Annotated in this window: 24 protein-coding genes; 2 read left to right on the top strand and 22 right to left on the bottom strand. The window is 41.4% G+C overall.

Annotation, left to right across the window (positions count from 1 at the left end; all coding sequences use genetic code 11):
- Positions 1-198: 198 nt before the first annotated feature.
- The 18 genes from AN213_RS18350 to mnmE form a co-directional block, all read right to left on the bottom strand.
- Positions 199-2,037 (bottom strand): choice-of-anchor I family protein, encoded by a 1,839-nt coding sequence (locus AN213_RS18350; protein ID WP_055199307.1) that lies wholly within the window; start codon positions 2,035-2,037, stop codon positions 199-201.
- Positions 2,038-2,180: 143 nt separating this feature from the next.
- Positions 2,181-3,539, bottom strand: coding sequence for a bifunctional UDP-N-acetylglucosamine diphosphorylase/glucosamine-1-phosphate N-acetyltransferase GlmU (glmU, locus tag AN213_RS18355; RefSeq protein WP_054563739.1), 1,359 nt, complete (start codon positions 3,537-3,539; stop codon positions 2,181-2,183).
- 269 nt (positions 3,540-3,808) lie between these two features.
- Positions 3,809-4,231 (bottom strand): F0F1 ATP synthase subunit epsilon, encoded by a 423-nt coding sequence (locus tag AN213_RS18360; protein ID WP_054554812.1) that lies wholly within the window; start codon positions 4,229-4,231, stop codon positions 3,809-3,811.
- A gap of 13 nt (positions 4,232-4,244) precedes the next feature.
- Positions 4,245-5,630: a F0F1 ATP synthase subunit beta gene (gene atpD, locus AN213_RS18365; RefSeq protein WP_054554811.1), complete on the bottom strand. Its 1,386-nt coding sequence runs from the start codon at positions 5,628-5,630 to the stop codon at positions 4,245-4,247.
- Between the two features lie 32 nt (positions 5,631-5,662).
- Positions 5,663-6,523 (bottom strand): F0F1 ATP synthase subunit gamma, encoded by an 861-nt coding sequence (atpG, locus tag AN213_RS18370; protein ID WP_054563740.1) that lies wholly within the window; start codon positions 6,521-6,523, stop codon positions 5,663-5,665.
- Between the two features lie 59 nt (positions 6,524-6,582).
- Complete coding sequence (atpA, locus tag AN213_RS18375) at positions 6,583-8,124, bottom strand: F0F1 ATP synthase subunit alpha (RefSeq protein WP_054554809.1); 1,542 nt, start codon at positions 8,122-8,124, stop codon at positions 6,583-6,585.
- 14 nt (positions 8,125-8,138) lie between these two features.
- Positions 8,139-8,672: a F0F1 ATP synthase subunit delta gene (atpH, locus tag AN213_RS18380; protein ID WP_054554808.1), complete on the bottom strand. Its 534-nt coding sequence runs from the start codon at positions 8,670-8,672 to the stop codon at positions 8,139-8,141.
- A gap of 16 nt (positions 8,673-8,688) precedes the next feature.
- The gene (gene atpF, locus AN213_RS18385; protein ID WP_054554807.1) at positions 8,689-9,159 is read right to left on the bottom strand and encodes a F0F1 ATP synthase subunit B; all 471 of its coding nucleotides are present in this window, start codon (positions 9,157-9,159) and stop codon (positions 8,689-8,691) included.
- A gap of 42 nt (positions 9,160-9,201) precedes the next feature.
- Complete coding sequence (gene atpE / locus AN213_RS18390; RefSeq protein ID WP_010561330.1) at positions 9,202-9,435, bottom strand: F0F1 ATP synthase subunit C; 234 nt, start codon at positions 9,433-9,435, stop codon at positions 9,202-9,204.
- Between the two features lie 56 nt (positions 9,436-9,491).
- Positions 9,492-10,349, bottom strand: coding sequence for a F0F1 ATP synthase subunit A (gene atpB, locus AN213_RS18395; RefSeq protein WP_054563741.1), 858 nt, complete (start codon positions 10,347-10,349; stop codon positions 9,492-9,494).
- Positions 10,350-10,364: 15 nt separating this feature from the next.
- Complete coding sequence (locus AN213_RS18400; protein ID WP_055022070.1) at positions 10,365-10,745, bottom strand: ATP synthase subunit I; 381 nt, start codon at positions 10,743-10,745, stop codon at positions 10,365-10,367.
- Between the two features lie 159 nt (positions 10,746-10,904).
- Complete coding sequence (locus AN213_RS18405; RefSeq protein WP_054554804.1) at positions 10,905-11,816, bottom strand: ParB/RepB/Spo0J family partition protein; 912 nt, start codon at positions 11,814-11,816, stop codon at positions 10,905-10,907.
- Positions 11,817-11,836: 20 nt separating this feature from the next.
- Positions 11,837-12,622: a ParA family protein gene (locus AN213_RS18410; RefSeq protein ID WP_054554803.1), complete on the bottom strand. Its 786-nt coding sequence runs from the start codon at positions 12,620-12,622 to the stop codon at positions 11,837-11,839.
- Positions 12,623-12,635: 13 nt separating this feature from the next.
- Entirely contained in the window at positions 12,636-13,256 is a 621-nt protein-coding gene (rsmG, locus tag AN213_RS18415; protein WP_054554802.1) for a 16S rRNA (guanine(527)-N(7))-methyltransferase RsmG, read from the bottom strand.
- 15 nt (positions 13,257-13,271) lie between these two features.
- On the bottom strand, positions 13,272-15,161 hold the full coding sequence (mnmG, locus tag AN213_RS18420) for a tRNA uridine-5-carboxymethylaminomethyl(34) synthesis enzyme MnmG (protein WP_055199308.1): 1,890 nt from the start codon (positions 15,159-15,161) through the stop codon (positions 13,272-13,274).
- A 429-nt stretch (positions 15,162-15,590) separates the two neighbouring features.
- Positions 15,591-16,040, bottom strand: a complete 450-nt coding sequence (gene mioC, locus AN213_RS18425; protein WP_055022073.1) for an FMN-binding protein MioC — start codon at positions 16,038-16,040, stop codon at positions 15,591-15,593.
- Between the two features lie 586 nt (positions 16,041-16,626).
- Positions 16,627-17,367 carry an isocitrate lyase/phosphoenolpyruvate mutase family protein gene (locus AN213_RS18430; protein WP_055199309.1) on the bottom strand — a complete coding sequence of 247 codons (741 nt, stop codon included), beginning with the start codon at positions 17,365-17,367 and terminating at the stop codon, positions 16,627-16,629.
- A gap of 147 nt (positions 17,368-17,514) precedes the next feature.
- On the bottom strand, positions 17,515-18,879 hold the full coding sequence (gene mnmE / locus AN213_RS18435; protein WP_055022068.1) for a tRNA uridine-5-carboxymethylaminomethyl(34) synthesis GTPase MnmE: 1,365 nt from the start codon (positions 18,877-18,879) through the stop codon (positions 17,515-17,517).
- A 209-nt stretch (positions 18,880-19,088) separates the two neighbouring features.
- On the opposite strand from mnmE, the gene AN213_RS18440 reads away from it, so the two are divergent.
- Both AN213_RS18440 and AN213_RS18445 read left to right on the top strand, forming a co-directional pair.
- Positions 19,089-21,236, top strand: coding sequence for a TonB-dependent siderophore receptor (locus AN213_RS18440; RefSeq protein ID WP_055199310.1), 2,148 nt, complete (start codon positions 19,089-19,091; stop codon positions 21,234-21,236).
- 9 nt (positions 21,237-21,245) lie between these two features.
- Complete coding sequence (locus AN213_RS18445; protein WP_055199311.1) at positions 21,246-22,451, top strand: PepSY domain-containing protein; 1,206 nt, start codon at positions 21,246-21,248, stop codon at positions 22,449-22,451.
- 56 nt (positions 22,452-22,507) lie between these two features.
- Here the strand turns inward: AN213_RS18445 and yidC are convergent, their stop codons facing one another.
- The 4 genes from yidC to rpmH form a co-directional block, all read right to left on the bottom strand.
- Positions 22,508-24,139: a membrane protein insertase YidC gene (gene yidC / locus AN213_RS18450; protein WP_054563757.1), complete on the bottom strand. Its 1,632-nt coding sequence runs from the start codon at positions 24,137-24,139 to the stop codon at positions 22,508-22,510.
- 8 nt (positions 24,140-24,147) lie between these two features.
- Positions 24,148-24,420, bottom strand: coding sequence for a membrane protein insertion efficiency factor YidD (gene yidD, locus AN213_RS18455; protein ID WP_054563758.1), 273 nt, complete (start codon positions 24,418-24,420; stop codon positions 24,148-24,150).
- A gap of 128 nt (positions 24,421-24,548) precedes the next feature.
- A complete protein-coding gene (rnpA, locus tag AN213_RS18460; RefSeq protein WP_058583673.1) occupies positions 24,549-24,971 on the bottom strand; it encodes a ribonuclease P protein component in 423 nt (140 codons plus the stop codon).
- Positions 24,972-24,978: 7 nt separating this feature from the next.
- Positions 24,979-25,113: a 50S ribosomal protein L34 gene (gene rpmH, locus AN213_RS18465; protein WP_008488847.1), complete on the bottom strand. Its 135-nt coding sequence runs from the start codon at positions 25,111-25,113 to the stop codon at positions 24,979-24,981.
- Between the last annotated feature and the right edge of the window lie 142 nt (positions 25,114-25,255).

Below are 25,255 nucleotides of genomic sequence, written 5' to 3' on the forward strand. Positions count from 1 at the left end.
TATAGGGATGCGAAGAATTAACGCAAGCACTTTTTGAAGGTTTTTTTGATTATTTTCAAATTAGTACAATAACCATACAAATAAAGGGCTGCAGAGGGGTTTTAGCTCAAAAAGCAGTCATTTTTGTGAGGATAAAATGGTATAGAAAAGCGACATACTTTAAATTAGCTATGTCGCTTTTTATTTTTATAAGGCGGATTAGTTAGTAGAAATTTCCCAAACAGCGATTGAACCCGAAATTTCATTACCAACAACTAGCAATGCTTCATTCGTTGCACTTTGTTCTGCAGGTATAAATGCCATACCTTCAGGAGCAAGATCACCTGTTATATCTGCATCAGCTTCTAGGCCACGATTAAAAAAGTAATCTTGGAATGTCACATTGTATGGATTAGTAATATCAAACACCATAATGCCACCCATACGCTCTAACCCGATAAATGCAAATGTACGTTCGCCAATCGTACCCAGTGCTAACGCTTCTGGTTCTGCACCTTTGTCATCAGAGCGACTATCACCGTCATTTTCATCTTCGTTATTATTGAATGCTGCTCCGTGAACTGATGCAGTAATGCGTGAGATTTGATCGCCAGAGTCAAAAGCCACCATGCCGTTACTATCCCAAATGGTAAAAGAGCGGGCACCATATGCATAGAGTGATTCATATTCGCCATTATTATCTTCATCACCTTTAACAGTGGTCACTTTTAAACGGCCAATATCACTGTTGTCATTGTTCAGGTAATCAAAATTGCTTGCCAGTGTTAAGTCTTTAGCTCTGGTTTCATCTATATATGATAAACACCCATCATCTTCATCGTAATCAAGACCACCTTTTGCTAAACAATCAGCTTCGTCGGTTGTATCAAAGAAGTATTCTCGTGCATCACCTTCGTTCGCTGTGACAATAAAGTTAGCACCTTTCCAAGTAAAGCTTGAAATAGTATCTGGTTGATACATGCCATAGAGACCAGGGTAAGATTTAAAGTTAACGCCACCGTCTTTATCTGATGCATCAAAAAGTAAATTAGACCAATCCTTAAAACCTAAGCCTTTTAGCTCGATGCTATTATCTTCAAGGTTGACGATAGCAAGGGCGTTATTTTCTTGTAGTGACACGTAAGCAAACTTATTGTCTTTCGAAACGCTGACGTATTCAGGTTCTAAATCCATAGCTACGGTTGTATTAATCAAGTTACCGTTGATTGTTCGACCTGTCGGGTTAGCAAATACAATCCCAAGTTCTTCAAGCTCTGCTTGTTTGTCGTTATAAGCTGAAAAAGTAATGCTAATAGCAGTATCTGCAATTACACCATTATTGATATTAATAATGCTGATAGAGCCTTCAGGGTCAATACTGTAATCACCATTAGGTTCGCCTTCATTTGCAACCAATACTTTATTGCCATCATGGCTAAAAGTAACCATGTCGGGCAGGGCACCTACAGTGACATTTTTAATAAACTGAGGCTCGTCGCCACTAATATCATAAAATGCGATTAAACCGGCATCACCGGTATTACTTGCTGCCATTGCGACGGCTAAAAGTTCATTATTAGCATCAATAGCGATACTGTTTGCATCGCCCACACTGTGCTCATTAAGTGCAAGGGTAATCTCTGAACTTAAATTAGTGCCGGTTATGACCCCTTCGTTATCTTTAACTAAAGCTGCACGGTCAAAGCTATCAACTTTTATGATATTAACGACCGCAGAATCACCGGAACTATTGATAGCAAATATTCGTTGTTTAGATGCTTGGTAAGCAACAATTTCCGCAGCACCTTCAGGGCTTTCTGCGTTCAGCACTGCACGGCCGATAAGATTTATAGTTAAAGCAGCGTTTGCATCTGTACCATTTGCTCCGTCAGTTCCGTTTGTACCATCGGTGCCATTTACCCCATCAGTTCCATTAGTACCATTTTGACCTGCAGGACCTTGTTCACCTTGTAGGCCGTCTTTGCCGTCGTCACCGTCTAATGAGCAGCCAGAAAGAATGGTTAAAAGTGATAGCGCAATAATTGATCTTTTTAACATTATTATTTTTCCTTGGAGTTGTATTGAGGTAATTACAACACCCAGGTATTACAACTATATGGCACTTTTATGAGAACAAAATTTAGTCATAAAAAAAGCGAGTATAAACTCGCTTTTTATTTATAAATTAGTAGGGTAGCTCATTACTTTTTAGTTGGGCGCTTCCAACCAGTAAGGTTACGTTGTTTACCACGAGCGACTGCAAGCTGATCGTCTTCAACTGTATTAGTGATAACAGAGCCAGCGCCAATCGTTGCCATTGAGCCAATATTAACAGGGGCCACCAGTGATGAGTTAGAACCGATAAAGGCGTTATCTCCAATAATAGTTTTTGATTTGTTTACGCCATCATAGTTACAAGTAATAGTACCTGCGCCAATATTAACTTTTTCGCCAACTTCAGTGTCGCCTAAGTAGGTTAGGTGATTTGCTTTTGAGCCTTTACCTAAGCGAGTCTTTTTCATCTCAACGAAGTTACCAATGTGTGAGTCTTCTTCCATAATCGCACCAGGGCGAAGGCGGGCATAAGGACCTAAAGTACATTTCGCTGCAACACTGGCTTCTTCAACCAGTGAGTTAGCTTTAATAACAACGTTATCGCCGATAGTACAATCTTTAAGTACGCAATTTGGGCCAATCTGTACGTTATTACCCAGAGTTACTTTACCTTCGAAAATAACATTAACGTCGATCAGTACGTCTTCGCCGGTCGTTACTTCACCACGTATATCAATACGAGCAGGATCAGCAAGTGTTGCGCCGTTTAGCATTAGCTCTTCTGCTTGCCACGCTTGGTATGCACGTTCAAGCGCTGAAAGTTGTACGCGATTATTAGCACCTTCAACTTCCATCGGATGCTCAGGCTGTGCAGAAGTAATTTCAACACCTTCACTGTGTGCCATCGCAACAATGTCTGTTAAGTAATATTCACCTTGAGCGTTATTGTTAGATAGGTTACCTAACCAACGTTTAAGTAGCGCACCATTAGCAGCCATAATACCGGTATTGATTTCTTTAATCGCAAGTTGCTCAGGTGAAGCATCTTTTTGTTCGATAATACCTACTAGCTTGCCATTTTCACGGATCATTCGGCCATAACCTGATGGGTCATCTAAGGTAACCGTTAATACTGCTAAGCCTTTTTCTGGAGTCGCAGCAAGTAGCTTTTCTAAGGTCGCGCGTTTTGTTAGTGGCACATCACCATAGAGAATTAATACGGTGTCATCATCGGCAATATGTTCTTTAGCAACAGCAACAGCATGACCCGTACCGAGTTGTTCTTCTTGTAATACCCAGTTTACTTGGTTGTGCGATAGGGCTTCTTGAAGCTGCTCACGGCCATGACCGTAAACAAGATTTGTTTCACGAGCGCCAAGGGCAGTGGCATTATCGATAACGTGCTGCACCATAGGTTTACCAGCAACTTTGTGTAATACCTTAGGTAGAGCAGAGCGCATACGGGTGCCTTTACCCGCAGCGAGAATAACGGTAGTCAGAGACATTAAAACAATATCCTTCTTTCTTTGTTTTAGTGGGACGTAATGAGTTTAGCTATAAACATGCAAAGTTGCGCAAGTCACATCATGTGCAAATACTCAATCCTAGCTTGAAGGAAAGAACCTTGTATAAAAGCTTAGCTCATTATCAATTAACACATTGTAGCGGGGAAAAGTGCAGGTTATAAGTACAATGATCAGAATAGGGTATAAAACAGTGAATTTTAGACACAAAAAAGCCCACATTAAGTGGGCTTTTCGAAAACCGAGTAGGCTTACTTTTTACGTAATTGTTGAATTACGCGAAGTTGAGCGATTGCTTCAGCAAGTTGCACTGCAGCTTGTTGATAATCTAACTCAGCAGTTGACGTATTCGCCATTTGCTCTTCAGCATCACGTTTAGCTTTTTCAGCCGCTTGCTCGTCTAGGTCTTCACCACGTACTGCAGTATCTGCAAGAATCGTGATGCGATCCGGTTGAACTTCTAGCGTGCCGCCAGCAATATACATCACGTCTTCGTGACCAAATTGCTTAACTAAACGTACCATACCAGGTTTTAGGGCAGTTAATAATGGAGCGTGACCATAGTTAACACCAAGGTCACCTTCACTACCACTCACTTGAATCGATTCAACCAGACCAGAGAACAAGCTCTCTTCTGCGCTTACTACGTCAAGATGTACAGTCATAGCCGCCATACTACCCTCCTAATTACATGCTTTTGGCTTTTTCTTGAGCTTCTTCAATAGAGCCAACCATGTAGAACGCTTGCTCTGGCATATCATCAAACTCACCGTTTAAGATACCTTTGAAGCCAGCAATTGTGTCTTTAAGTGACACGTATTTACCAGGCGCGCCTGTGAATACCTCAGCAACGAAGAACGGCTGAGATAGGAAACGCTGGATTTTACGTGCACGAGATACAACTTGCTTATCTTCGTCAGAAAGCTCGTCCATACCTAGGATTGCGATGATGTCTTTAAGTTCTTTATAACGTTGAAGAACTGTTTGAACGCCACGCGCTGTATCGTAGTGCTCTTGACCGATTACTAGTGGGTCAAGTTGACGTGAAGATGAATCAAGTGGGTCTACCGCAGGGTAGATACCAAGTGAAGCGATATCACGAGAAAGTACTACTGTTGCATCTAAGTGAGCAAACGTTGTTGCTGGAGATGGGTCAGTTAAGTCATCCGCAGGTACGTATACCGCTTGGATTGAAGTGATTGAACCCGTCTTAGTAGATGCGATACGCTCTTGAAGTACACCCATTTCTTCAGCAAGAGTTGGTTGGTAACCTACTGCTGAAGGCATACGACCTAGAAGTGCTGATACCTCTGTACCCGCTAGAGTATAACGGTAGATGTTATCAACGAAGAAAAGTACGTCACGACCTTCGTCACGGAACTTCTCAGCCATAGTAAGACCAGTTAACGCTACGCGTAAACGGTTACCCGGTGGCTCATTCATTTGACCGTATACTAGAGATACTTTGTCTAGTACGTTTGAGTCGTTCATCTCATGGTAGAAGTCATTACCCTCACGAGTACGCTCACCAACACCTGCGAATACTGAGTAACCGCTGTGCTCGATTGCGATGTTACGGATAAGTTCCATCATGTTTACGGTTTTACCAACACCGGCACCACCGAATAGACCAACTTTACCACCTTTAGCGAATGGACATACAAGGTCGATTACCTTGATACCAGTCTCTAAAAGTTCTACTGAACTTGATTGTTCTTCATAAGAAGGTGCTGCACGGTGAATAGACATACGCTCTTCTTCACCAATTGGACCAGCTTCATCAATAGGGTTACCTAATACGTCCATGATACGACCTAGTGTCTTCGTACCTACTGGAACGTGGATTGGCTGACCTGTACCTTCTACTGCAGTACCACGACGTAAACCGTCAGTAGTACCAAGTGCGATACCACGTACCACACCGCCACCTAGCTGTTGTTGAACTTCTAAAGTTAAACCAGCTAAGTCGCCATCTGTTACTTTTAGTGCGTCATATACGGCTGGCACGTTGTCTTGTGGAAATTCGATATCCACAACGGCGCCGATAATTTGGACGACCTTACCTAAACTCATGTCTATTCCTCTCATTAAACTTTGCCGAAGCGTTAAACTGCTGCCGAACCGCCAACAATCTCACTAATTTCTTGTGTGATTGCAGCTTGACGAGCCTTGTTATAAACAAGCTGTAACTCATCCATAAGGTCGCCTGCGTTATCAGTTGCAGCTTTCATTGCAACCATACGGGCAGCCTGTTCAGAGGCAGCGTTCTCAACTACACCTTGGTATACTTGAGACTCAATAAAGCGTACTAACAGAGCTTCTAAAATTGCTTCTGGGTTTGGCTCATATAAGTAATCCCAAGAATGTTGAGATACTTCTTCTTCAGCTTTTGGCAAAGGGAGTAACTGATCGATTGTTGGCTCTTGCTTCATAGTATTAACGAACTTGTTAAATACTACGTATAAGCGGTCAATTTTACCTTCAGAGTATGCATCTAGCATTGTCTTTACAGGACCAATAACGTCTTGTAGTGAAGGTGTATCTCCTAAGTTCGCTTTTTTAGCGACTAACTTACCGCCAAAACGTTGGAAAAAGCCAGCTGCTTTGCTACCTAAAGTAGTAAATTCAGCTTCAACGCCTTTTTCTTTCCACGCTTTAACATCTAGGGCAACTTTTTTGAACTCGTTTGAGTTCAAGCCACCACATAGACCACGGTCAGTAGAGATAACAATATAACCAACTCGTTTTACTTCACGCTCTTCTAAGAAAGGGTGAGTAAAATCAAGATTTGCTTGAGCAACACGACCAATCACTTGGCGTAAGTTTTCAGCGTATGGACGGCTTGACGCCACACGTTCCTGCGCTCTTTTCATTTTAGACGCAGCAACCATTTCCATTGCGCTGGTGATCTTTTGAGTATTCTTGATACTCCCGATCTTGCTTTTAATCTCTTTTCCGCTGGCCATGACTCTCTCTCCGAATCAGGTGGGCTTTAGTTGCCTAAAGCTCACCATTCATAACTAAATTACCAAGTTTGCGTCGACTTGAACTTCTCTAGAAGTTCTTTAAGTTGAGCTTCAATCTCAGCGTTGTAGTTACCAGTTTCATTGATTTGAGCCATTAGCTCTGCGTATGTGCTGTTTGCATAAGAAATTAGGCCAGCTTCGAAATCCATGATTTTCGCGATTTCGATGTCTTTTAGGTAGCCTTTTTCAGCAGCAAATAGCGACAGAGACATTTCAGCAACAGACATTGGTGCGTACTGTTTCTGCTTCATTAGCTCTGTTACGCGCTCACCATGCTCTAATTGAGCACGTGTTGCATCGTCAAGGTCAGACGCGAACTGCGAGAACGCAGCTAATTCACGGTACTGAGCTAACGCTAGACGGATACCACCACCTAGTTTCTTAACGATTTTAGTTTGCGCTGCACCACCAACACGAGATACCGAGATACCAGCGTTAACAGCTGGACGGATACCTGAGTTGAATAAGTCAGTTTCTAAGAAGATCTGACCATCGGTGATAGAGATAACGTTTGTCGGTACGAACGCAGAAACGTCGCCGCCTTGAGTTTCAATGATTGGCAATGCCGTCAATGAACCTGTTTTACCTTTCACTTCACCATTAGTGAACTTCTCAACGTAATCAGCGTTTACACGTGATGCACGCTCTAGAAGACGTGAGTGAAGGTAGAATACGTCACCTGGGTATGCTTCACGGCCTGGTGGACGCTTAAGTAGTAATGAGATTTGACGGTAAGCAACAGCTTGCTTAGATAAATCATCATATACGATTAGCGCGTCTTCACCACGGTCACGGAAGTATTCACCCATAGTACAACCAGAGAATGGTGCTAGGTACTGAAGTGCCGCAGATTCAGAAGCAGATGCAACAACAACAATCGTGTTTTCTAATGCACCGTGCTCTTCTAATTTACGTACTACGTTAGCGATAGTAGATGCTTTTTGACCAACTGCAACGTACACACACTTAACGCCTGTACCTTTTTGGTTGATGATAGCATCGATTGCTAATGCAGTTTTACCAGTTTGGCGGTCACCGATCACAAGCTCACGTTGACCACGACCTACTGGGATCATCGCATCGATAGATTTATAACCAGTTTGTACTGGCTCATCTACTGATTGACGTTCGATAACGCCTGGTGCGATTTTCTCAACAGGTTCAAAACCGTCGTTATCTAAAGCGCCTTTACCGTCGATAGGTGCACCTAGTGTGTTAACAACACGACCAAGTAGACCACGACCAACAGGAACCTCTAGGATACGACCAGTTGATTTAACTTTTACGCCTTCTTTAAGGTCAGCGTAAGGACCCATTACTACAGCACCTACTGAGTCACGCTCAAGGTTTAGTGCGATAGCATAACGGTTGCCAGGAAGCTCGATCATCTCACCTTGCATACAGTCAGCAAGACCGTGGATGCGGATGATACCGTCAGTAACAGATACGATAGTACCTTCGTTACGAGCTTCACTTACAACTTCGAACTGCTCAATACGTTGTTTGATCAGATCTGAAATTTCAGTGGAATTAAGTTGCATGCTCTTTTTCCCAATTACGATTGTAGTGATGTAGCTAAGCGGGCTAATTTGCCACGTACTGAGCCGTCGATTACAGTGTCACCCGCCTTAATGATAAGACCGCCAACAACTGTAGTATCTTCACTACAATTCAGCTTAACTTTGCGTGCGAAACGTTTTTCAAGTGCCGCTACCAATGTTGCTTGCTGCTCAGCAGCAAGCGGTGTTGCAGAAATCACGTCAACGTCGATTTCTTTGTCGTAGTCCGCTTTAAATTCAGCGAATAACTCAGCAACAGCAGGCAGTGCAACTAAACGTCCATTTTCAGCCATCACCTTGATTAGGTTCTGACCTTGTTCGTTGAGCTGCTCTGCACAGATCTTGATAAACAGATCTGCTTGTTCAGTAGCAGTAGGCAATCCAGCTAGCGCGGCAGCGGCTTGCTCGTTGCTGGCAACGTGGCCAGCAAAGAACAGCATGTCGTTCCAACTTTCAACAGTGCCTTTTTCAACGGCAAGTTCAAAAGCCGCTTTAGCGTATGGGCGAGCGATAGTAGCCAATTCAGACATGCTCATACCCTCCTAATTACAGCTCAGCGACAAGTTTTTCAACGATGTCACTGTGTGCGGCTTGATTGATTTCGCGCTCTAAAATCTTCTCAGCACCAACCACTGCCAGCGTCGCTACTTGTTTACGTAGTTCTTCTGTTACACGGTTACGCTCTGCTTCGATTTCAGAGTGCCCTTGAGCAATAATTTTTTCACGCTCTTGTTGACCACGAACAGTTTCTTCGTCAACGATTAGCGTGGCACGCTTTTTAGCTTGTTCAATGATATCAGCCGCTTGAGCTTTTGCCTCTTTAAGCTGCTCAGCAGCTTTCTTTTGCGCAAGTTCTAAGTCTTTTTCGGCTCTATCAGAGGCAGCTAAACCATCTTCGATTTTCTTCTGGCGAGCTTCAATTGCACCATTTAGTGGTGGCCATACGTATTTCATACAGAAAAGTACGAAAACCGTAAATGCAATTAATTCACCGATAAGAGTGGCTGTTAAGTTCACGACCGCTCCTCCTTAAAATAGTAAGCTGTTCAAAAAATAATATTAAAGTACGAACAACAATACCATTGCGATACCAACACCGATCATAGCTACGGCATCGATTAGACCAGCAAGGATGAACATCTTAACTTGTAATGAAGGTGCAAGTTCAGGTTGACGTGCACAAGCTTCAAGGAATTTACCACCCATGTTACCGAAGCCGATAGCAGTACCGATTGCACCGAAGCCGATAAGTAGAGCAACAGCGATGTACTTAAGACCAATCATTAGTTCCATTTTTTTCTCCAAAGTTTCAATTGTAAATTAAAGTTAAAATTTAAAAGTGTAAAAAATTAGTGATTATCTGAGCTTGCCATGCTTAGGTATACGATTGTAAGCATCATGAATACGAATGCTTGCAGTACGATTACTAAGATGTGGAATACAGCCCAAATAAAGTGCAACGGTAGTTGCATTAAACCAACTGCGCCGATCAAGATGAAAATCAACTCACCAGCATATAAGTTACCGAATAAACGCAGTGCTAACGAGAACGGCTTAGCAACTAAAGCGATTGTTTCTAGTAATAAGTTACATGGGATTAAGAACACCATCGCTAGCTTGTTATTAGAGCTGAACGGGTGAAGCGTTAATTCAGCTAAGAATCCGCCAATCCCTTTGATTTTGATTGCGTAACCGATCATCAGAATGAATACACCAATAGCAAGTGCAGCAGTCATGTTGATGTCTGTTGTAGGTACAATCTTCATGTAAACATCGTGAGAATCCATACCAAATGCTTGCTCGCCAACGAAGCCAGCTAATGCAGGTAGGAAATCAACCGGAATCAAGTCCATTAAGTTCATTAAGAACACCCAAACGAAAATCGTTAGAGCTAATGGAGCGATTAATGCACTTTTACCGTGGTATGTGTCACGTACGTTGTCGCCAACGAACTCAACGATCATTTCAATGAAACACTGAAATTTACCAGGTACACCGGTATTTGCTTTCTTAGCGGCACTACGGAAGATCCATAAAAATACAAGACCTAGACCGATTGACCATGCGAGGGTATCTATATTCCATGTCCAGAAACCACTGTCTGCACACGCTTTGTTGAAGGCAAGACCAGCGTCGGTCGAGCACATCTTAGCGTTAGTTAAGTGGTGCTGAATATGGCTTGATAGAGTTACTTCTTCTGCAGCCATGTTATATCCCAAAAGTTAATGATTAAAAAAAACGGGCGCAAACAATCCGCTAAATAACACCAATACATAAACACAGAAAAACGGTAATAAAACGACCGTGTAAGACTTCAGTATCAGTGCAAACAAAACGATTGTTAGCATAAATTTTAATCCGTTGCCGCGCTTTAGCGAGGCATACACTTGATTTACTCGACTTGCACCCATATAACGGAATGCATAGACAGCAAATACAAAATTAGGGAGTAGTGCAACAGCTCCGCCAGCAAGCGCTGACTGGCCGGCATTGACTCCCCAACCTATAAAAACAATTACTGCAGCGATTAATGCTACGATACCCTGAAGACAAATTAATTTAAATGCGGCAAGCCTATACGGCTTTGCTAACCTATTAGTCACGTTTTGTTAACCTTTAGAACGTTAAATTGTCAGGGTATGAAAACTGGCGAAATTATACTGATTCCTACCAGTTTTGCAACTTGAGTCGACCCTTTGTAGTGCAAAAACACCACAAATGTCTCTTTTTGGACATGTTATTAATTAATGACGGGAATAGTCTTAATTTATACGGCTTAAAATGCCATCCAACTCATCAAGAGTTGTATAAGAGATAACCAGTTTTCCTTTGCCTTTTTTATTGTAGTTTATTTCTACTTTGGCGCCTAAATTTTCAGCAAGTTTTTGTTCTAACTGTTTGACATCCGGATCTTTTTCTTGCACTTCTTTTTTCGGAGCTGGTTCTAAGATAGAGCGAACTAATTTCTCAGTTTCACGAACAGTCAACGCTTTAGCAACCGCTAATCTAGCAGCATCTGACTGCGCTTCGCCTTCAAGTGCCAATAAACAGCGTGCATGACCCATTTCGATGTCGCCATGTTCTAACAAGATTTTAACATCTTCGTTAAGGTTATTTAGACGTAGTAAATTAGTCACAGTCGTACGCGATTTACCAACAGCTTCGGCGACTTGTTGATGAGTGAGTTCAAATTCGTTAAGTAAACGATTCAATGCAATCGCTTCTTCCATCGCGTTTAGGTCTTCACGTTGGATATTTTCAATCAATGCGATTGCAACGGCTGCTTCATCTGGCACATCTTTGATGATACATGGAACAGCATCTAATTTTGCAAGTTGAGCAGCACGCCAACGACGTTCACCAGCAATAATTTCATATTTGTCTGCACCAATTTGGCGCACAACAATTGGCTGAATGATGCCTTGGGCACGAATTGAGCTGGCTAACTCTTCTAGCGCTTCTTCAGACATGTCTTTACGCGGTTGATATTTACCCGATTGTAAAAACTCAATCGCTAATTTTTGCAGCTCACCTTTGCTTTGCTCTGCAACAACTTCAGAGACTTGCTCTGGTGTTGCTGTCGCTTGTTGCTGATTATTTGCACTTGGGGCAGGTTTTGATGAACTTAATAAAGCGTCGAGTCCTCGGCCTAAACCGCGTTTTTTAGCAGACATGTTATTTTTTTACCTCGAAGTTAGGCTACTGCTGAAGATGTTTTCTCTTTTCTACGTAACATTTCGCCGGCTAGGGCTAAGTAAGCTTTAGCACCACTTGATGCACGGTCATAATACATGGCAGGGGCACCAAAACTCGGCGCTTCTGCTAAACGGACATTACGTGGGATAACGGTACGATATACTTTATCGCCAAAATGTTGTTTGAGTTGTTCTGATACATCATTTGCAAGGCGATTGCGCGGATCATACATGGTGCGCAAAATCCCTTCAATTGTTAACGCTGGATTTACTAGCTTAGATAGCTGAGTAATGGTATCCATTAATGCCGTTAAACCTTCAAGGGCATAATACTCACATTGCATCGGAACTAAAATCGAATCTGCGGCAGCCATTGCATTAACAGTAAGCATGTTAAGTGAAGGCGGGCAGTCGATAAAAATGAAATCGTATTGATCTTGAATTTGTTCAAGCGCATTACGTAAACGCACTTCACGAGCAAACAATTCCATTAGTTTAACTTCAGCGGCAGTCACATCGCCATTAGCAGCAATTAAGTGATACTCACCTGAGGTTTCTTTATTGATCACTTCATCGATTGGTGTTTCTTCAATCAATAAATCGTAAATAGTCGCAACATCACCGTATTTATCGACACCACTACCCATGGTAGCGTTTCCTTGCGGATCAAGATCGATTAATAACACTTTACGCTTCGTCGCGGCCATCGATGCCGCGAGATTCACAGCGGTGGTTGTTTTACCAACACCACCTTTTTGGTTTGCTAATGCGATGACTTTTGCCACAGTGCTCTGATCCCTAGTCTTTAGATAGAATGATTAGATGTCTTTGCGCATCTAACTCAGGTACTTCCAAGCTGATTTTTTCATCAAACTTAATACCTTTAGGTAATGAGTCTAGTTCTTCGCTCGGAAATACGCCTTTTAAGGCGATAAATTTACCTGAATGATCAATCAAGTGCGCACACCAGTCAACCATATCTTGTAAAGAGGCGAATGCACGACTTAATACACCATCTAATTTAACACTTGGTTGATATTCTTCAACTCTAGACTGCACTGGGGTTACATTTTCAAGACCAAGTGCATGTTTTACCTGCATCAAAAAGCGTACGCGTTTACCTAAACTATCTAACAATACAAATTGTGTATCAGGTAAAGCGATGGCTAATACGATACCCGGTAAACCAGGACCCGTACCTACATCAATGTAATGTTTGCCTTTAAGGTGTGGTGCAACAACTAAGCTATCCATAATATGTTTAACCATCATTTCTTCAGGTAAACGAACAGAGGTTAAGTTATACGCTTTGTTCCACTTGTCTAATAATTCAACATATTGCACAAGTTGTTGTTGCTGTTTTTCTGTTAGCGCAATATCAGTTTGCGCTAACAGCGAAGTTAATTGTTGTTGTAACACTGTATTCCTCACCAACTACGCAGTCTTGCGCAGTAAGCCTTGCTTTTTCAGATAGACTAATAATAGCGAAATAGCAGCAGGGGTGATACCTGAAATACGTGACGCTTGGCCAATTGTATCTGGACGACTATCAGTAAGCTTTGCGATAACCTCATTTGATAAACCAGAAACAGTTGAATAATCAAAGTCTTTTGGTAATACAGTTTGTTCATGACGTAACTGCTTATTGATTTCATCTTGCTGACGAGCAATATAGCCTGCGTACTTAGTATGGATCTCAACTTGCTCAAGTGCAGCTTGGTTATCAAACTCAGAACCTAAACCATCGATCGCCATTAAGTCGTTATATCGAATTTCAGGACGGCGGATCAGATCTTCAAGGCTCGCTTCACGAGTCAGTGGTGTTTTTAATAATGCATTTACTTGATCAACAGCAACGTGATCTTTGTGGATCCATGTTTCTTTTAAACGTTGCGTTTCTTTTTCGATGATTTCCATTTTTTCGTTAAAGACAGCCCAACGAGCATCGTCAACTAAGCCAAGTTCACGGCCTTTCTCAGTTAAACGAATGTCGGCATTATCTTCACGAAGTAATAAACGGTATTCAGCACGGCTAGTAAACATACGGTACGGTTCTTTAGTACCTAATGTTGCTAGGTCGTCAATTAGTACACCTGTGTATGCTTCATCACGGCGAGGTGTCCAAGACTCTTTGCCTTGTACTTGTAATGCCGCGTTCATACCCGCAATTAAACCTTGTGCGCCTGCTTCTTCGTAACCGGTTGTACCATTGATTTGGCCTGCGAAGAATAAACCATTAATAAACTTAGTTTCTAATGATTGCTTTAAGTCGCGCGGATCAAAGAAGTCATACTCAATAGCATAACCAGGACGACAAATATGTGCATTTTCAAAACCAGTGATTGATTGCACAATTTCAAGCTGTACATCAAACGGTAAACTCGTTGAAATACCATTTGGATATAATTCGTATGATGTTAAACCTTCAGGCTCAACAAAGATTTGATGTTTGTCTTTATCAGCAAAACGTACGATCTTATCTTCGATTGAAGGGCAGTAACGTGGACCAATACCTTCAATTACACCTGAATACATAGGTGAGCGATGTAAGTTATTGCGGATCACATCATGTGTTTTTTCATTTGTATAAGTGATGTAACACGGGATCTGCTGTGGGTGATCCGATTGTTTACCCATAAATGAGAATACAGGCGTTGGGGTATCACCAGGCTGTTCTTGCATCTTGCTAAAGTCAACAGTACGCGCATCAATACGAGGAGGCGTGCCTGTTTTTAAGCGATCAACACGGAAAGGTAATTCACGTAATCGCTCTGCAAGTGCAATTGAAGGTGGATCGCCAGCACGACCACCTTTGAAGTTCTCTAAACCAATATGGATCTGACCACCTAAGAAAGTACCTACGGTAAGAACCACAGAAGGCGCGCTAAAACGAAGACCCATTTGCGTTACAACACCGATTACTCGATCACCTTCAACGATTAGATCGTCACATGATTGTTGGAAGATCTTTAAGTTTTCTTGATGTTGTAAAGTATGTTGAATAGCTGCTTTATACAAAGCACGGTCAGCTTGTGCACGTGTAGCACGTACTGCAGGGCCTTTAGATGAGTTTAAAGTACGAAATTGAATACCGCCTTTATCAATAGCCTGAGCCATTGCACCACCAAGTGCATCGATCTCTTTAACTAAATGGCCTTTACCAATACCGCCAATTGCCGGGTTACAAGACATTTGACCAAGGGTATCCATATTATGAGTTAGCAATAGGGTATTCATGCCCATGCGAGCAGATGCTAATGCAGCTTCAGTACCTGCATGTCCACCACCTACAACAATAACATCAAAACGTTCGTGAAAAATCATTTATGGGATCCTACTTAATCGACCAGCAAAACTTTGTAAAGGGAGCGTATTCTACCTAGAAATTTAGAGAAGATAAATGATTAAACAGTGCTCAAGATCTAAGTGGGTGATCTCTAATAATATAAAGGATCTTTTAAAGAGATCTTTTATTACTCTTACTACTAATAACGGCTAGATCTGTTGATAATGTTCGCTTTACTATTTAAAACATGATCTTAACGCAGATCTAAAGGTGTTAATATGATCGGATCTTCCCGCGTAAAAGCTTTGATCAAAAGGGCTATTTATACACAGGGCAATATCGATTGGATCTTATCCAAGGGATAAACTAGGTTAAAATCGCAGTTAGATCAGTGTTTATCCACAATCCGATCTAAATTATCAGTAAATTGTGGGTAACTTTTATAACAACGATCAACACCGATCGGTTTAATTGAGCCCCACTGATTCGATCCAGCTTGGTAACCAGGCTAATGCTGTGTCTTCTGGCAATGCTTCATCAAGAATATTTAGCTCTAAGCGTTCTGCCACGCGGTTTGCGCCTTTAATAGCTAATAACTCATCTAGATTACGGCCTGCATAGTTATAGGTGTCGTAACTAGTGTCACCTAATCCGATCACACTGTAGTTTAATCCTTTAAGATCAGCCTGTTGGTTAATAGACTCAATAAATGGCAGTAGGTTCTCTGGGTAGTCTCCCGCACCGTATGTAGAAGTACATAACAACCAAATAGTATCTTGCTGATCAATATCATCAAATACAGGCTGTTCATGAAGCTGCACTTGGATCCCTTGTTGTTCAAGGGCTTCTGCTAGTTGCTCTGCCACGTATTCTGCAGATCCCATTTGGCTGCCAACGATGATATTTACTGATTGCATGTGATTGATCATGTATAGAAATAAGTGGCCACATGATAACTAAGTTAGGGTGTGAGTAAAGCGTTGAATTACGATCTGAATAAGTTTTTCTGCTTAAAATGACAGCTTTAATTCAATGCTTTTTATAATCTACTGTTTTTAATCGTTTTTTATATTTATTCATAAATTAAACCCTTTGATCAAGCTGTTAATAAATTTGGGGAAAGTTCTGATCAAGCTAAATATTGGAAACTGTATAACTTTGCTAAGTTGTTGATCTTTAATTATGTGTAAGCGCTTAATTTTTCAGATCTGATAAAAATAGTGAGTATGATCGTTTTGTGGATAGATCGCTTGTTGATAACGATCGGTTTGCAATTTGCGATCAATAAAATAGATCGAAAAAAACTTAAATAAGCGCTAATAAAGGCTATTTTTAAGAAAATTAGTTATCAAAAAGGGCTGTTGTATGAAAATAAATTCAAATTTCCGCGTTTTTTTATGATCAAATCAGCCTTTAGATCTAAAAAATCCCCAAATGTGGATAACATTTTTAGCTAAATTCGATCTTAAAAGCTGTTTTGATCTGATTTTTTAGCTCGCTAAGTTAGTTTTCGATCTGAGTTAAACTGATTTTTATCGTATTACCGACTAGTTCATAAAGCGAATTACCCAATGAAAACCGTTTTGCACCACCAGCGAAAGCGGCTTTTGCTGAGTTAAAATTGCTCATTGCCATAACATTTAATGGCATATCTATTGTGTTAGCTAAGCTGGTTATGTGATCTATGTTAGTTAAGCCGGGTACAAACAGACCGTCTGCACCTGCATTTTGATACGCTTTTGCTCGCTTTAATGTTGCTTGAAAAGGGGAGTCACTAACAAAGTAGGTATCAGTTCTGGCGTTTATAAATAAACCACCGAAGCCATTTTCGTTAAGTACTTTTTTTATTTCACTAATAATAGTGCATTGCTGCTCGGTAGATCTCAGTGCGTTAGTGTTTTTATCTGAGTCCTCTATGTTGATGCCTACAACTCCTAATCTTGCTAACGCTAAAACGTTTTCGCTAATTTGCAGCGGATCGTTACTGTAGCCTGACTCTATATCGACAGAGAGTGGAATATGAAGGTGTTCGGTTAAGCTTTTAACCAGCGCTAATTGAGTTTTAAAAGAGATGTTTTCACCATCAGCTAACCCTAAACTGGCAGCAATTCCCCAGCTGGTTGTTGCTACTGCTTTAGCTCCCGCAGCTTGGATGAATTGTACTGAACTAAGATCCCACGCATTAGCAAGTATAAAGCCGCTTTGCTGGTGGTGTAATTGGTGAAAGAGTTGATATTTGTCCATGATGTCCTCCGTTTAATAACATCGCTAGACTAATTGATATGAGGTTAATTACTGGCTGGTTTCGGCCCTGAACCGATAATTGATTAGTTGAAGTAAAAACAAAAAAAGAGTCTTGCGACTCTTTTTTATAATATTGATGACCGTAATTTATTTACCGATACAGAACGAACTAAAGATTTTCCCAAGTAGGTCATCAGAGGTAAATTCACCCGTTATCTCATTTAAGAACTGTTGAGTTAGGCGTAATTCTTCAGCCAAGATCTCACCAGCTATATGCATCTCTAGTTGCTCTTTACCTGTGTTTAAATGATAGGCTGCATGATCAAGTGCATCTAAGTGACGACGGCGTGCCATAAATCCACCTTCTGTGGCACCTTGGAAACCTATACATGCCTTTAAGTGAGTACGAACTAACTCTATACCCTCTGCATTTTTAGCGCTTAAACGGATCACCGGATATTGATCATGTTCATCCATACCGACATTTTCACCGGAAATATCGGCTTTATTTCGGATCACAGTAACACCCATACCCTCTGGTAACTTGGCCATAAACTCTGGCCAAATATCATGAGGATCAGTGGCTGATGTGTCTGTGCCGTCTAACATAAATAGTACGCGATCGGCTTGGTTAATTTCATCCCATGCGCGTTCAATACCAATTTGCTCTACTTTATCAGGGCTTTCACGCAGGCCTGCGGTATCAATAATATGTAGTGGCATACCATCAATGTGGATATGTTCGCGTAAAACGTCACGTGTTGTACCAGCTATTTCGGTAACGATGGCTGCATCTCGGCCAGCTAAAGCATTTAATAAGCTTGATTTACCAGCGTTAGGGCGACCAGCAATAACAACACGCATACCTTCACGCATGATGCTACCTTGCTTAGCTTGCTGAGTTACATTCTCTAATTGATCAATAATGGCATTGAGATCTGTTGATACTTTACCGTCTGATAAAAAGTCGATTTCTTCATCTGGAAAATCAATTGCGGCTTCAACATACATACGTAGGTGAATGACTTTCTCCACCAGCGTTTCTATGTGCTTAGAGAATTCACCTTGCAGTGATTGGAGGGCGCTTTTTGCTGCCTGTTCACTGGTTGCATTAATTAAATCGGCAATTGCCTCTGCTTGAGTTAAATCAAGCTTATCATTCATAAATGCGCGCTCAGAGAACTCACCTGGTTTTGCTAAACGTACACCGTCAATTTGGCTAATTTCTTTTAATAGCATATCTAATACGACAGGGCCGCCGTGACCTTGTAGTTCTAGTACGTCTTCGCCGGTAAATGAATTTGGCCCTTGGAAGTAAATAGCAATACCTTGGTCAAGCTGTTCACCGTTCAAGCTTTTAAATGGTACATAGTCTGCGTAACGTGTTTTAGGACAACGGCCAATAATCTGTTCTGCCACTGTTTTAGCTAAGCTGCCAGAGACGCGAATAATACCAACCCCACCACGTCCTGGTGCGGTCGCTTGTGCTGCAATTGTGTCTTGATTAATCATGCGATGAAATAATGCCAATAAAAGAATGAATGCTGGCTCTATTGTAACCTATGGCTTAATTTCATGCGAATAGCTGTTTGAGTAATGAGGTAGCAAAAGTCTGATGTAAGTAATACTTTATTTAGCTTTAATTAATAATAAACGACCATTACAAATGATAATTATATTCATTACCATGTTGCGCATTCTAAATCTTATCGTTTTTTATTATGCGTCTTTCTGCTGTTTTTATTGCACTTGCTGCTGGTTTTTCGGGCGTTGCCCATGCTCAAACTGAAGTGACTACTTCGGATCAAAGTGATTCAAAAGAACTCGAAAAAATAGAAGTTGTTGGCCGTGCGTTTTCTTTATATCGCCCAACCGAGTCTAGCTTTGCTACTCGTACCAATACACCTTTAGAGAAAATTCCTCAGTCAATTCAAATTTTACCGCAGGAGCTGATCAGTGATCAGGCTGCTCGCCAAATTACTGACCTTTATAGCAATATAGCTGGTGTTAATGCCTTTAGTTATTCAGGCGTTACATTCCGTGGTTTTCGCCAAGATGAGATTTTATACGATGGCGTAAAGGGCGACCCTTTCAATGGTTTTGCTGTACCGCAATTATTTAATATTGAACAAGTTGCGGTTTTAAAAGGGCCTGCTGGCGCTATATACGGTAGTGGTAATCCGGGTGGTATTATTAACTATGTAACTAAGAAGCCTAAATTCACCAGTGAACACAGTATTGAAGTTGAAGTAGGTAATGATGACTTCTTTAGTGGTGCATTAGAAAGCACAGGAACATTGAGTGAATCACTTGATAATCATGCTTACCGTGTTGGTCTTTACCGTGATACTGAAAAGCCATTCCGTGCTAATACTAGCAGCGATAATACCATTGTTGATCTTGGTTATACGTGGCTTATAAATAGTGCAACCGAATTGACCACTCAGTATACCTATATAGAGCAAGAGTTGGGTGGGGCACGTTTACGTGGTGTACCTGCTGATGATAATGGCAATTTTCTAACTGATATTAGCTGGAATCATAACGAGGTGACAGACTTTCAAAATGTTGAGGCCCATGTCTATCAGGCAACTTTAAAACATGAGTTTAATGATGTTTGGCGCACAGATGTCACAGCACGTTATTTTGATAACAAAGAAGTGCAAAACTACCATGAACCAAGAGGCCTCGTAGATACAGATGACGACGGTATTGTTGATTGGAGCCATCGTGAGTTTCGTGATCAAGTACGTGAGAACGAAGGTTTTAGCTTAACAGCTAATGCGATTGCAGAATTTGTAGTTGCAGACATGCAGCATCAAGTGTTGTTTGGTAGTGATTGGTATGAACATGATTTTGAAAGCGTTTACCGTACAGCTACGCAACAAAGTAAAGGTGGCCCAGTACCAGGTCTTGATCTTAACAACCCTGAGTATGGTTTAACCTCTGCTGATGATTATGATCTTGATAGTATTACACCAAGGCTTGGCAAAACGAATAGCACCCGTTTTGGTGCCTACTTGCAAGATCAGCTAGATATCACCGCTAATTGGAGTGTGACAGCTGGCTTAAGGTATGATCGTTTTGAAGATAAAGATCTGTTAAATCAAACCGAGTTTTCTGATAGCGACTTAACTTACCGTATTGGTACCAGCTATAACATTAACAACATGTTCTTCCCTTATGCGCTACATGGCACTGGCTTTGTGCCGCAAAGTGCGAGTAATCAAGAAACAGCAAAGGGTGGCCCATTCTCGCCAGAGACTAGCCGTATTAACGAGTTAGGTTTAAGAACCAAGCTATTAGCAGACACACTTGCTGTTAATATGGCTGTGTACGATATTGTCCGCGAAAACATCCTACAACCTAGCTTATTAGGTGATGTTGCAGGTGACGGCGTTGATGATTTAGTTGCCGTTGGTGAAGTACAAAGTAAAGGTTTTGAACTCGAGGTGGTTGGCGATATTACTGATAGCTGGGTAGTGACTGCAAGCTACGCTTATAATGATACCCGTATTACTAAAGCCAACGACAGCATTCGTAACCAAATTCCTGATAGCGATAAATTTGCTAACGCGCCGCAAAATACTCTAGGTATATGGACACGCTATGAGCTACCTAGCTTATCGTCATCTATTTCTGCTGGCTTAGATTATGTTGATGAACAGCTTAGTTTAGGCGGTCAACGTGTTAAACCTTACACTGTTTACAACATGGCGTGGCAAACAACCGTTGATAACTGGCAATGGCAGCTATCAGTTAAGAACCTATTTGATAAAGAATACGCAAGCAGTGGCTTTATCGAACGAACAGGGCACTTTCCTGGTGAACCACGTCGTGTTTATTTAAGTGCTAAATACAGTTTTTAATGGTGGCGTGTGAACGCTAAAAGTTGGTTTAATTTACATTCTTGGGCAGGACTCTTTGTTGGAGTCCTGCTTTTTGTTACCTGCGTATCGGGAACACTCGCTACGTTAAGTCATGAACTCGAGTACTTAACAGACGCTAAGTACCGTGCTTTAACTTCTTCTGCCTCTACTAACTACCCAGCTCTCGAAAACACCCTTAATAAGCATTATCCGCAAGCTCAGCTACTTTATATCCAACGTCATAAGCAAGATTACCTTGCCATTGAAGCGGCTCTTAAAGTCGGTGATTCATTTCGCTTTGTTTATTTAGATGCTGCAACGGGTCGCTTACTCGGTGAAGGAGAGTGGGCGCGGATATCGCGGTTTTTACGTAACTGGCATATGAACTTGTCGATGGGCTGGACGGGTAAATTAATCGTCACCAGTTTGAGTATTTTACTCGTTATTTTATTGGTTTCGAGTTTTTATGTGTATCGGCGCTGGTGGCAAGGCTTTATGAAAAAGCCTGCTGCGCTAAGCCTTGGTAAACGAAGTAGTTGGTCTGATTGGCATAAGCTGTTAGGGCTTTGGAGTTTATGGTTTATTGCTGTGATGGCCATCACAGGGGTTTGGTATCTGGTAGAACATGGGCTGCAAACTGCGAAGGTACCTCACTATGTCTCTAGTCCACCTGCTGTAAGTGAGTTTAAAAAACAAAGCCCTCGTAAAGGTCTATCGCCAATTAGTTTAGCTGCTGCTTATGAAGCCGCTCAACAGGCGTTTCCTAGCCTAGATATACGCTATATTCGTTATCCTAATAAAGCGGCTCAGCCTATTGAAGTACGTGGTTATAACGATGATATTTTATTGCGCCTGCGTGCTAACCGGGTTTATTTAAATCCAAGTTCCGGTGAAGTTCTTGGTGTACAAAAAGGGGAAGAACTAAACCTGCTTCCACGAATTAAAGACACCGCTGATCCGCTGCACTTTGGTAACTTTGCAGGAATTGGTACTAAGCTTATTTGGGGTGTATTTGGTGCATTAATGAGCTTTGTAAGCGCTGCTGGCATCTATATGAGTTGGCTTAGGGTTAAGCGTAAAACAACGACTGGAAAGTGGCTTGGTTTATCTGGGGTGGTTGCAATCGGTTTGGTAGTTGCTTCGTTACTAACAACGAGTTTGAGCTTTACTGAACGCAGTGTGCCTAATCAAGTTTATTCTCCTATTCTCGGTTAGCTATTTTCAGGCAATAAAAAAGGCGCAGTTAGCGCCTTTTTTATTGGGTTAAGAGTTTAGCCTCTTACCTTAATACCTTTTTTCTCCATACCGCGGTAGATGATTAGCATCTGTGCGATTGAGATAAGGTTCGATACTAACCAGTAAAGTACTAGGCCAGATGGGAACCATAAGAAGAAAATAGAGAATACTACTGGCATAAAGGTCATCATTTTTTGCTGCATAGGGTCAGTAACCGTCATAGGTTGCAGCTTTTGAGTGATGAACATACTTAAACCAAATAAAACCGGTAATACGTAGTATGGGTCCATTGCTGATAAGTCATTTAACCATAAAACGAATTCAGCATGACGTAGCTCAGTTGACTCTAAGAATACGTAGAATAACGCTAAGAAGATTGGCATTTGTAGTAACAGTGGGAAACAGCCACCCATAGGGTTCACTTTTTCTTTGCGGTACATTTCCATCATAGCTTGACCGAATTTTTGACGGTCATCACCATACTTCTCTTTTAGGGCAGCCATTTTAGGCTGAAGTGCACGCATCTTCGCCATTGACGTGTATTGTGCTTTAGTAAGTGGGTACATTGCCGTTTTAACGATAACCGTGATTGCAATGATAGCTAGACCCCAGTTACCTAAGATACCGTATAACCACTTAAGTAATACGAATAATGGTTGTGAGATAAAGAATAACCAACCGTAATCTACAGTTAGGTCTAAGTCTGGGTGAATTGCTTCTAGTACGTCAGACTCTTTCGGGCCCATATAGTAGGTTGAGCCAAGCGTTGCTTGCGAACCAGCTTGTACATTAACTGCTTCACCTTTAACACCAATAATTGCTGCATTACCTGATACAAGTTTGCTGTAAAGAGTATTTTGTTGATCTTGCTTAGGTACCCACGCACTTACAAAGTAGTGTTGAATAAATGCAATGTAGCCGCCAGATGTGGTGATATTAAGGTTTTTATCAGCCATGTCTGAGAAGCTGTATTTTTCATACTTCTCTTCATCTGAGCCATAAGCGCCACCTAAGTAGTTTTGATCTACTAAGCTACCTTTTTCTTGTACTGTGCGTTTTACTTGCGTGTATAACTGAACTTGAATTGGATCAGCTGTTACGTTGTTTACTGTGTACTCTAAATCTACAGCGTAGTCGCCTTTTTTGAAGATATAAGTTTTAGTAAACGTCACACCTTTACTGTCAGTAAACTCAAGTGGTACACGTAGCTCATCACCCGTTAAAGTGAATGCTTTTTGTGTGGTTTTATAAACAGGGCGACCAGCAACAGTTGCGTCAGGACCATTTAAACCAATTAAGCCACTTTGCGAGAAGTATTGCTTACCATCGAACTCACCTAATAGCATGTAAGGTGTGTTACTGCCTTTTTCTTCTTCGTACTGAAGTAAGTCTGTTTCAATGATGTCACCACCACGGGTGTCAATTTTAACAGTGAATACGTCAGTTGTTACATCAATAACTGAGCGCTTTGCTGTAGTTACAGCTGGAACTTCACCGTCAGATGATGCTGGAATAAAGTCATCAGATTCTGGTGTTGTTGCGCCTAGTGTTTGTGTTGTGGCACTTGGATCAGCCTTTGGTGCGTTGTAGTCGTTATTCCATTCTTGAAATAATAAAAACGACACAAGCATCAAGCCGATTAATAAAAACGTGCGTTGCGATTCCATAACAGCTCTTATTTCTCGTGTTGGTGGTTAATATGATTTTTTGCCGGTACGGGATCATCCCCACCAGCATGTAAAGGGTGGCATTTTAATATGCGTTTAACAGCTAACCAACTGCCTTTTACACTTCCATGCAAATTAATTGCTTGAATAGCGTAACTAGAGCAGGTTGGATTAAAACGACAATGCGGGCCTAATAATGGGCTTATCCATTTTTGATAGCCGCGTATTAGCATGACTAAACAGCGCTTTGGAATAGCAACAAGTGGTTTAAGTAACCTCATGATGTGTCTGCCCCTGCGTTAATTTAGTCAATGGATACCATGAATTTAAATTCCCATCGTAGAATTTTAAATGCATGATTAAAAGGTGAGCTAAAGATACCTTAATTAAGCCTGTAATTCTATTGCTATCAGGCTTGTTTATTAGATTTAGCTGATTTATTCGGGCGTTTTTTAAATGGTGGTGGTTTAGGTGCACCAGGCTTGCAGCGTTCGTTAATTTTTCGCCACAATTTATTTAGTTGCTTTGTTAGCTCTTCGTTGGACTGTTCATCAATACCACTTTTAACCATAAGCACAATATCAATGTTATCGAGTTTATGTTGATTTAAACGGAAACTTTCGCGAGCAAGTCGTTTAATTCGATTACGTTGACAGGCTTTTTTAACGCGTTTTTTTGCGACCGTAAGACCTAATCGAGGATTAGTTTGGTCATTGCGTTTAGCTAATAGGGTAAAGAAAGGAGTCGCAGCGCGTGCTGGTTCATTAAAGATTCGAGAGTAATGCGAGGGAGTTAACAGACGTAACTCCCTGCTGAAGCTAAAGTCTTCCACTTATATATTAAGCAGAAAGAACTTTACGGCCTTTAGCACGACGACGAGCTAATACTTTACGGCCATTTGCTGTTGCCATACGAGCACGGAAACCGTGTGTACGTTTGCGTTTTAAAACGCTAGGTTGAAAAGTTCTTTTCATAACAATTCCATCCGATCGGTTAAGGTTAAAACATCCTATGCAGGTCGCGATCCTGGCACAGGTGCCATTGCGAGCGCGAGATATTATAGATGAAGACAACAAAAGTCAATCATTAAAACGCTGCAGAGGCCGTAATTATAAA

The sequence above is a fragment of the Pseudoalteromonas sp. P1-8 genome (assembly GCF_001399985.1).
GTDB lineage: Bacteria > Pseudomonadota > Gammaproteobacteria > Enterobacterales > Alteromonadaceae > Pseudoalteromonas.